The 9,362-nt window shown below is 70.9% G+C and carries 6 protein-coding genes; 1 reads left to right on the forward strand and 5 read right to left on the reverse strand.

The features are described from left to right. A partial coding sequence (locus BQ8420_RS27375) for a hypothetical protein (RefSeq protein ID WP_369825552.1) occupies nucleotides 1–1,409 on the forward strand: 1,409 nt, incomplete at its 5' end. Nucleotides 1,410–1,679: 270 nt separating this feature from the next. On the opposite strand, the gene BQ8420_RS27380 is transcribed toward BQ8420_RS27375, so the two are convergent. Genes BQ8420_RS27380 through BQ8420_RS27400 form a run of 5 tightly spaced genes read right to left on the reverse strand, consistent with a single transcriptional unit; the run spans nucleotide 1,680 to nucleotide 9,169 of the window. Further along, nucleotides 1,680–2,852 (reverse strand): VWA domain-containing protein, encoded by a 1,173-nt coding sequence (locus BQ8420_RS27380; RefSeq protein ID WP_087102687.1) that lies wholly within the window; start codon nucleotides 2,850–2,852, stop codon nucleotides 1,680–1,682. Then, the gene (locus BQ8420_RS27385; RefSeq protein ID WP_087102688.1) at nucleotides 2,849–5,239 is read right to left on the reverse strand and encodes a DUF5682 family protein; all 2,391 of its coding nucleotides are present in this window, start codon (nucleotides 5,237–5,239) and stop codon (nucleotides 2,849–2,851) included. The genes BQ8420_RS27380 and BQ8420_RS27385 overlap by 4 nt, the downstream gene beginning before the upstream one ends. Then, nucleotides 5,239–6,348, reverse strand: a complete 1,110-nt coding sequence (locus BQ8420_RS27390; RefSeq protein WP_087102689.1) for an AAA family ATPase — start codon at nucleotides 6,346–6,348, stop codon at nucleotides 5,239–5,241. The genes BQ8420_RS27385 and BQ8420_RS27390 overlap by 1 nt, the downstream gene beginning before the upstream one ends. Further along, nucleotides 6,345–7,919, reverse strand: coding sequence for a DUF5691 domain-containing protein (locus tag BQ8420_RS27395; RefSeq protein WP_235006519.1), 1,575 nt, complete (start codon nucleotides 7,917–7,919; stop codon nucleotides 6,345–6,347). Before BQ8420_RS27395 ends, BQ8420_RS27390 begins: the two co-directional genes overlap by 4 nt. Continuing rightward, nucleotides 7,916–9,169, reverse strand: a complete 1,254-nt coding sequence (locus BQ8420_RS27400) for an SWIM zinc finger family protein (RefSeq protein ID WP_087102694.1) — start codon at nucleotides 9,167–9,169, stop codon at nucleotides 7,916–7,918. The genes BQ8420_RS27395 and BQ8420_RS27400 overlap by 4 nt, the downstream gene beginning before the upstream one ends. Nucleotides 9,170–9,362 lie beyond the last annotated feature (193 nt).

Raw genomic sequence — 9,362 nt, forward strand, 5'->3', positions numbered from 1 at the left:
TCCCCGAACCCCCCGCCCCCGAGCCGCTGACGGGCGAACTGCCCGCGCACTACGACCACGTGGTGCGTATCGGGGCGGAGGTCGAGCCTCGGGACAAGCCGACCTTCCTCGCGGCAGTGGGTGGTCGTCCCTGGCAGACACAGGACCTGGGCGAGGGCCGGTACGACGTACGTGTCGCGGTCTCCGGTGTGGCGCTGGGTTCCACACGAGCGGCCGTGGCGGAGTTCCAACACACACTGGACAAGGCCGGGGTGGAGGTGCGGGTCACCTTCGCGTCCCGGCTGCGCCCTCCCCCGCCCCGGGCGCACCGGTACCTGGTGCTGCTCCAGGGTTGGATGCCCGGGTGGGAGTGGCTCGCGGCCCCCGTCCGGAGCCTGAAGTCCTGGCGCTCCCGCGGGACCATCCAGGCGTCCTCACTCGCCGAGGCGAGGTCCATGCTGGCCGACTTCGCGGACCGGAACCCCGAGGCCGGCCCAGCGAACGGGCTCATGGTGGTCGGCCCACCGGACCCGCCCGGCGCCGCATCCGCCGTTGAAGGCGAAGAGGGCTCGGCGGCGCGGGACCCGCTGGACGACTGGCGATTCCTTCTCGCCGTGACGCTCATGACCGTGACCGTGGGAGGAGGGGCACTCTTCGGCCTGTACATCGTCACTTGGCGTCCGGAGGGGAACCTGTTCACGGTCGCCATCGTCTCGCTGCTCGCCCTGCCCTGTGGGTTCGGGGTGTGGCAGATGTTCCGCCACATCCCGGAGGGTCGGATCAACACGTGGCTCCCGCTGGGACTGACCTCCCTGGGCGCGCCCTTGGCGATCGCCCTGAGCACCTCCAACCAGGACGCCTACCTGGAGGCGTTCGGGATCTCACCGGGGGACGTGGTGACCAACGGCGTGGGCCGGCTCTTCGCCCTGACCGGTTTCCTGCCGGTACTGATCGCCCTCCTCGTCTCATTGGGGGCGTTCGGTCTCCTGCGCTACTTCCACATCGGTACCCCCGGAGCATCGTTCTTTCCACGACTGTTGACGATCCTCGCGGTCTGTCTGTACGGACTCGCCACCATGTACGTACTCCTCACCATCATGAAGGGGCCCTTGGAGCAGGGCGCCAAGGTCGGTTCCGACCACGTCGCCCACTACCGCTCCGAGGGTGGCGAACCGCGTGGCCACGTGGGAGTCACCCCGTCCGTCGTGTGCGTGGAACCGGGCGGTGATCCGATCCAACGGATCGGCCCACCACTGACCACCGACCGACCGGTGCTGTACTTCGACGGAGCGAACGACGTCGACCTCCTGTGGGACCGCGAGCAGGGCCTCACCAAGGTGCCCCGTTTCTCCGTGAGCCTGACCCCCGTGCCCGATCTGAACTCCGTCTGCCCCGAACCGGAATCCGCGGAAGGGGAGACCACCGAATGAGGAGACTCGTGGTTCGGCGGTCACCCGTCCGGGGAGACCCCATCGCCCCGACCCCGGAAGTCTCCTTCGGATTCTCGGGTTCCCCCGCAGGAAAAGCCTCTGGCGTGCTAAAACTCTGATGTCAGACACGACCGCACCGCCGAACCGACCACTCTGACCCGGGAACGAGTGAGGTCGCGCCGCCATCCCCCGGGCGGCGCGGCCCCACTCTCCAGCCGCTCGGAGAGCACGGTGGAGGCCGCCGAGCGCGGCCTCCACCTTCGTAGGGCCCTACTCGTCGAGGTGTTTGTCGACCCACGCGTCCAAGGGCTGACCCTGGATGGCGGCGGCCATCAGTTCCGGGAACACGTCCGGGGTGCAGGCGAACGCGGGGACGCCCAGTTCCGCCAAGGCGGCGGCGTTGTGGCGGTCGTAGAAGGGCGCGCCCTCGTCCGACAGGGCCAGCAGCACCACGACCTGGACCCCCGCCGACTTCATCGCCGCGACCCGCTTGAGCATCTCCGCGCGCACGCCCCCTTCGTAGAGGTCGCTGATGAGCACGAAGATCGAATCGGTGGGGCGGTCGATCAGCCCCTGGCTGTAGGCGATGGCCTTGTTGATGTTGGTGCCACCGCCGAGCTGGGTGCCGAACAGGACCTCGACGGGGTCGGTGAGCTGTTCGGTGAGGTCCACGACGGCGGTGTCGAACACGACCAGGGACGTCTTCAGGGTGCTCATGGACGCCAGCACGGCCCCGAAGACACTGGCGTAGACGACTGAGGACGCCATCGAACCGCTCTGGTCGATAGCCAGCACCACGTCCTTCTGGACGCCCTGGCTGCGGCGTCCGTGGCCGATGAGGGTCTGTGGAATCACCGTGTTGTACTCGGGCAGGTAGTGCGCGAGGTTGCGGCGGATGGTGGCGTTCCAGTCGATGTCGGCCACACGCCGGGGCCGGTGGGTCTTGGTGGAACGGTCGATCGCGCCCTTGACCTCGGATCGGGTCTTCTGCGCGACCCGCTTCTCCAGGTCCTCGACGACCTTGCGCACGATCTCGCGGGCGGTCTCGCGCGCCTCGGCGGGCATCACGCTGTTGAGGGAGAGCAGCGTCCCGACCAGATGCACGTCGGGCTCCACCGCCTCCATCATCTCCGGCTCCAGCAGCATCTGGTGCAGCCCGAGCCGGTCCATGGCGTCGGACTGCATCACCCGGACGACGGAGGACGGGAAGTACTCGCGGATGTCGCCCAGCCAGCGGGCCACCCGTGGCGCCGACCCGCTGAGGTCGGCTCCCCGATCACCGGAGCCACCGGCGCCACCGCCGGAGCGGTTGTACAGGGCGGCCAGGGCGGAGTCCATCGCCTGATCACTACCGGCGAGGGTCGCGCAGTTGGACTCCTGGCCCAGGACCAGCCGCCAGCGGCGGGCCCGTTCGGTGGATTCGGCCTCGGTCGTGGCGTTCACGCACCGCTCCTTTCGAGTAGTCCCAGTACCGCGGCCACGGCGGGCGCCGCTCGACGCACGTCGACCGGTCGCCGTTCGCGGACGTCGGTGGCCCCACCGCCGTCGATCCTGGTCACCGCCGAACCGATCTCCTGACGCTCACCGGCGTCGAAGGCCCCGAAGGTCCGGCGCAGAAGGGGCAGGATGGCGGTGAACCGCTCCTCCGGCAGGGCGAGCAGCCAGGTGTCGATCATGCCGAGCAGCTCTTCGTCGTGGACGAGGATCAGCCCGCTGCCCTGGAGGAACCCCTCCAACCAGGCGACCGCGTGGGCGGGTTCGGTGCCCGGTGACATCACCAGGCCGAGCCTGCGGCGCAGCTCCGGGGCGTCGACCCGTCCGGTGTCGGACAGGACCCGGTTCACCCGACCGGCGATCCGGCCGGGCACGTTGTCTCGAACGGCGAGGTCGGCGAGGGTGTCCAGCCAGGCCGGTAGGTCGTCGTCGAGCAGGGTGGCGGCGTTGTGGGTGCGGTCGAGGGCCTTGACGAAGCGGGCCGCGGCGTCGTCGTCGAGACCGCGCACGGCCGGCACCAGTCCGACCCGGATCCGGGCCAGGATCTGCTGAGCGACGGCGCGCAGATGTCCACTGTCGGTTCCGCGCACGTCGCCGTACCGGGTGGAGCGGGCCAAGGGCGGCAGCGCCGACATCAGGTGGGTGATGTCGCTGTCGGTGGCGGCCTTGTCGGTGAGCAGGGCGAGCACGTCCGGCAGCGCCTCGCCCAGTTCGGCGAACAGGCACTGTTCGGTGAGCGCTGTGAGGGTGGGCAGTTCGGCGTCGGCCGCGATCTCCACCACGCGCGCGGTGGCCGCGGACGCCACGGTGGTCCCGTACGGGGCGGCCTCGATCAGCGCCACGTCCATCTCGGGTTCCCAGCGCAGTCGCCAGCTCTCCCGGAACGTGCCGCGTTGGCCGCCGTCGGGCGTGCGCGGCACACCCCACTCGACGCCGAGGAGCCTGAGCCGGTGCAGCAGCACGCTGCGTTCGCGCAGGCCGTCCTTGCGCAGGTCCAGGTCGAGGTCGCGGTCGAAGGCCTCGGGTTTGAGACGGAGTCGTTTCTGCGCCGCCATGAGGTCGCGCTGCAACGGCACCATGGGGGTCTCCGGTGGAACGGAACCGAGCCGCTCACCGATCGCCATCCGTCCGTGCACCAAGGCGGCGCGGGTCTGCTCGCCTTCGCAGAGGACGGCGGTGGTCGCCTCGGCGACCTCGTCGAGTCCGGCGAGCGGACGTCCGCGTAGGACGGCCAGGCTCTCGGCCAGGCGGACCCCCTCGATCACGTGCGAGGAGGACACCTGCTGGCCCTCCTCGCGCAGGAGGCGGGCGGCCGAGGTGAGCCACCGGTGCACCGGCAGATCCGGGGCGGTGAACAGGTGGTGGTACCAGCCGGGGGAGGTCACCCCGGCGCCGTAGCCGCTGGCGGTGGCGAGCCGCCCATGGGTCCAGGGCACCCACGTGGCGGTGGTCTTCACCTTGGGCAGACCCTTGAGCAGGGCGGTGTCGTCCTTGATCGAGTAGTCGGACAGGTCGCGCAGAGCCGGTGCGTGCCAGGCCCCGCAGACCACCGCGATCCGCTCGTACCCCTGTTTGAGGGCGCCGCGCAGGGTCTGGCGCATGTACGCCTCTCGGCGCGCGTCCCGACCGGTCTCGGGTCCGGACTCGGCGCGCACGGCGGCCATGGCGTCGGCGATCGCGGGGAAGGGCGAGGGCTCGCCGTCGACACGCTGTTCGACGACGTCGTCCCACCAACGTTCGGCGTCGTCGTAGCCGGCGGCTTCGGCGAGTACCCCGAGCGGGTCCAGCCGCACCCGTGGTTCCTCGGCCGGTTCCGATGCTCCGGCCGGTTCCGACGCCTCGGCCGGTCGGGGGTCCTCCGCCCGTTCGGGGGTCGGATCGGGTTCCGGGGGCTCCCCGACTTCAGAGGGCGCGTCGGCCTCTTCGTTCGCGGCCTGCTCCCGCCTTTCCTCGGCCTCCTCGGCACGGGCGATGCGTTCGGCGATGGTGTGGGCGGCGGGCAGGTCGCAGAACCGCACCGGCACGTCGTTGTCGTGGGCATGGCGCAGGGCGGCCCACTCCGGGGAGAAGCTCGCGAACGGCCAGAACCCCCAGCCCTCACGTGATCGGGCCGAACCGGCCTTGGGGGTGTCGGCCAGGTGCACCAACAGCGCCACGGGTGGTTCGAGTCCGCCGACCAGGGAAGTGACGGCGTCGGCCTCGGGCGGTCCTTCGATCAGCACCAGGTCGGGCTCGATCTCGTTCAGGGCGGCCCGCACGGCCCGGGCCGAACCCGGGCCGTGGTGGCGGACGCCCAGGACACTCACCTTGGAGGTGTCCGCTCCTGGTCGTCCCATCAGGCGCCCAACTCACGGCAGGCCTGGTAGAAGTCGTTCCAGCCCTCGCGCTCGCGGGCGACGGTCTCCAGGTACTCGCGCCACACGACCCCGTCGGCGACGCGGTCCTGCACGACGGCGCCCTGGATGCCGGCGGCCACGTCGCCGGGCCGCAGCTCCCCGTCACCGAAGTGCGCGGCCAGGGCGATCCCGTTGGTGATCACCGAGATCGCCTCGGCGGTGCTGAGGGTGCCGCTGGGCGACTTGACCTTCGTGGTGTTGTCCTCGGTGACCCCGGAACGCAGTTCCCGGAAGACCGTCACCACGCGCCGGATCTCGGTGAGGCCGGCGGGCACCTCCGGAAGTTCGAGGGCACGGCCGAGCTGCTCCACCCTCTGGGTGACGATGCGGACCTCGTCCTCGGCACTGTCCGGGACGGGCAGGACCACGGTGTTGAACCGGCGCCGCAGGGCGCTGGACAGGTCGTTGACGCCGCGGTCGCGGTCGTTGGCGGTGGCGATGATGTTGAAGCCGCGCCGGGCCTGTACCTCGATGCCGAGTTCGGCCACGGGCAGGGCCTTCTCCGACAGGACGGTGATGAGGCCGTCCTGCACGTCGGAGGGCATGCGGGTGAGTTCCTCGATGCGGCCGATCGACCCACGGGACATGGCGGTCATGATGGGGCTGGGCACGAGCGCCGCCTCGGAGGGTCCTTCGGCGAGCAGCCGGGCGTAGTTCCACCCGTATCGGACGACTTCCTCGGAGGTGCCGGCGGTGCCCTGGACGAGCAGGGTGGAGTCACCGGCGATCGCGGCGGCCAGGTGCTCGGACAGCCAGGTCTTGGCGGTGCCGGGCACACCGATCAGGAGCAGGGCGCGGTCGGTGGCCAGGGTCGCCACGGCGACCTCGACGACCCGACGGGAACCGATGTACTTCGCGGTGATCTCGGTGCCGTCGTCGAGGGTGGTGCCCAGCAGGTACCGCGTGACGGCCCACGGGGACAGGTGCCAGCCCGGGGGGCGCTGACGGTCGTCGACCTTGGCCAGCGCTTCGAGCTCCGCGGCGTAGGTCTGCTCGGCGTGGGGGCGCAGCGCGCTCGCGGAATCGGTGCTGAGTGCGGTCGTGGTCACGAAAGCTCCTTGTGCATGTCGAGACGGAATCGGAGGGTGTCGCGGAGGCGGAGGTGCTCGTGCGCCTCTTCCTCGTTGGGCGAGGTCTCCGGAAGCAGATCCAGGTGTTCGGGTGGCATGTACTCGGCGGCGATCACACGGAGTCGCTGGTGGGAGTGCATGGCCATGGGGCTGCGACGCTCGGTCGGTCGGCTCAGCACCTCGACGACGTCCGCCGCCAGTTCCCGGCTCCACCGGGTGTCGAGCGCGGTCAGGACCTGGCACAGGGTGGTCGTGCCCTTGGTCCGCCCCATGACCGCGCGGATCCGTTCGCACCGTTCGTCCACCGGCAGCGCGGCGAGCAACTGTCGGATCCGCTGTCGTTGTAGATCATGGACCGACCCACCGACCATTCGGGCCAACCCGATGGTCGGGTGGTCGAGCACCGCTCGCGCCCAGGCGGCGTCCCCTCGCAGGCCCACCGCGTCGACGATGGCCTCCCGCAACAGGTCGTCTTCTGCGACCCGGGAGAGGACCTGGTCCGGGGTGGTGTCGAGGAGTTCGGTCCACACGTCCAGTGGCGTGTGCGTGATGAGGATCTGGTGACGCTCGCGTTGTTCGTCGTGGCGGCGCGGGTCCTTGGAGCGCGGCTTGTTCTTGGCGGCGGCCAGGGCGAGATCCCGCAGGAGTCGTGGATCGTCGGGGTCGACGTTCTCCAGGTGGACGGGGTTCGGGGCGTCCGGGACCACGCGCAACCGGAGACGCAGGTGCCCGCGCAACCGGTGGGCGTGCGCGCCGTCGGGGAGCCGTGCCAGCAGGGACAGCGCACGGCCTCGAACGCTGGCGTTGCCGTCGTCCAGGGCGTGGTCGAGCAGTGGTTCGTCCTCGGATTCCAGCGTGGGTTCGAGGGCCTCCAGGAATCCGCGACGCACCTCGCCGCGGCCCGAGTGAGGCCAGGCCGCCTGGACCAGGTCGCGACCGGCGGCGGGGTCCTGGGCGCGGAGCGCGAACAGCCCACGGCGGCGTTGCTCCGGGGTGCCCCGGCCCCAGTCCTCCTGGTCGAAGGTGTCACCGGGCATCGGTTCGGCGGTGATGAAGGACCACCGGGTGTTGACGCCGGCCAGCCAGACACCGCGCGTTCCCACGGCGGCGGCCACGGTGGACCACTGCTTGCGGTCACGGGCCGCGCGTTCGAGCAGGTCGGGGATCCGGGTACGGGGCACGCATCGACCGGAGCGGACCAGCAGGTCGAGCCACTCGGCCAGCAGTTCGGGGCGATCGGCGAGGATGACGTCGAGGCGGTGGGCCGCGGCCGCGCCGATCTCGGAGCGGGGAACGGCCGGGTCCGGGTCGATGGGGGTGGCGGTGTGCGCGACGTACCCGGCCCGGGCACGGACCGTCTCGACGGCGGAGAGATCGAGCAGCGCGGCGGCCCTCTCCGAGCGTTCGGGCAGACCCGGTGGGGTGGGCACGGTGCGTCGAGCGGTGCCGACCAGGGCGGTGGAGACCAGCAGTCCCCAGTCCGTAGCGGTGGTTCCACCGGCCTCGGAGGCGTGCGCCTCGTGATCGGGGGTCGAGGGTTCCTGATTCACAGGGCGATGGCCCTTCCTTCTTCGTCCCACAGCGTCATGGGGGCCAGTCCGGCCTTGGGCGACCATTCGGCGGCCACGGTGGTGGGTCGTCCCCCGGTCGCGGCGAGGACCGCCCAGAGGGTTCCGGTCTCCAGCGGCAGCGCGGCGCCGTTCCGGTCGGCCATGTACCAGCCGTGGTCCGCGCGGGCCGGAACCGCGTGCTCCAGCACCACGGGCCATTCCTCCACCCACGGGTCGTCGGCCAGGGCCACCGCGCATGAGTCCAGGGCCTGCTCGACGCCGCCGCCCGCCGGTGGGGTGCAGTGTCGTTCGGTCATCCGGTCGGTCCGCAGGGCCCGCCGCCCGTCCGGATGGAAGGCGAGTTCGCCTTCGGCCTCGGTGCCGGGCCGGAAGGGGGTCTCCGGGGTCTGCCCCTGCCGGGCGTAGCTCAGGACCAGGGCCACACGTGCGGTGGCGGCCCCGTGCAGCCAGGTGCGGCGGACACGCATGCCGTCGGGGGTGAGGCCGTCGTTGTGTCCCAGGACCCGCCAGGTGTCGTGGACCCGCTCACCGGAGGTGAGGACGTCCTCGGAACGGGTGCTGATGCCCACCCGCGCTCGCAGCACCGCACGGGTGCGTTCGTCGACCTTTTCCCTGGCGAGGTAGCCGTCGACCAGCAGGTGGAGCATGCCCAGGCGTTCCAGGAGACGGTCGGGCCAGTGATCACCACCGCCTCGTTGGGGCAGCTGGGTGACCAGGGCGGCGGCGCCGGAGGCCTTGGCGTCCACCAGGCGTTTGGCCATACGGTCCCAGTGGTCGTATCCCAGACGCGGCACCTCGGCCAGGCCGGCGTCGACCTGGTCGTGCAGCCAGACGTTCAACTCTTCGAGTCCTACGGCGACCGCGTCCTCCCTGGCCTTGAGGGTCGCGGCGGCCTTCTCCGGATCGACGGGTGCGGCCGTGGTGCCGGTGGCGGCGCGCTCAGCACGCACCTGTCGCCCGGAGAGCCACTTGGCGACCCATTCGGGCCGTTCCTCGGCCGGCTCCACCGAACCCTGACTCCACAGGGCCAGCAGCCCGAGGACGTGTTTGCAGGGGATCTTGCGGCTGGGACAGCTGCACTTGTAGGCGGGGCCCTTGTCCCCGTCCAGGTGTGCGGCGGCCAGGTACGGCTTGGACCCGCTGCCCTTGCACTCACCCCAGACCGCGGAGGTCGCTCCATCCTCGGCAACGATCACGCCGCTCGCGGGCCAAGACCCGGGTTTGGCCACTTTGAGAGCGGCCTTGTGTGATGAGGCGTCCGGTGCCAGCGCCCAGACTTCGTCGGTACTCCATCGATCGCTCACACAGGAAACATTAGTGATCACCACCGACAATCCGGTGGGCTTCGGGACGACTCCGCCCCAACTCCGGGGGTCGGGTCCGCGGAGCGCCCCGGCCGACCCCCGTACCCCGGCCCGCACC

The organism is Nocardiopsis sp. JB363, from assembly GCF_900143625.1.
GTDB lineage: Bacteria > Actinomycetota > Actinomycetes > Streptosporangiales > Streptosporangiaceae > Nocardiopsis.

What these genes read in the sequence shown, in the direction of transcription:
- BQ8420_RS27385 (WP_087102688.1), bottom strand. Translation starts at nt 5,239, where the DNA reads ATGGGACGACCAGGAGCGGACACCTCCAAGGTGAGTGTCCTGGGCGTC.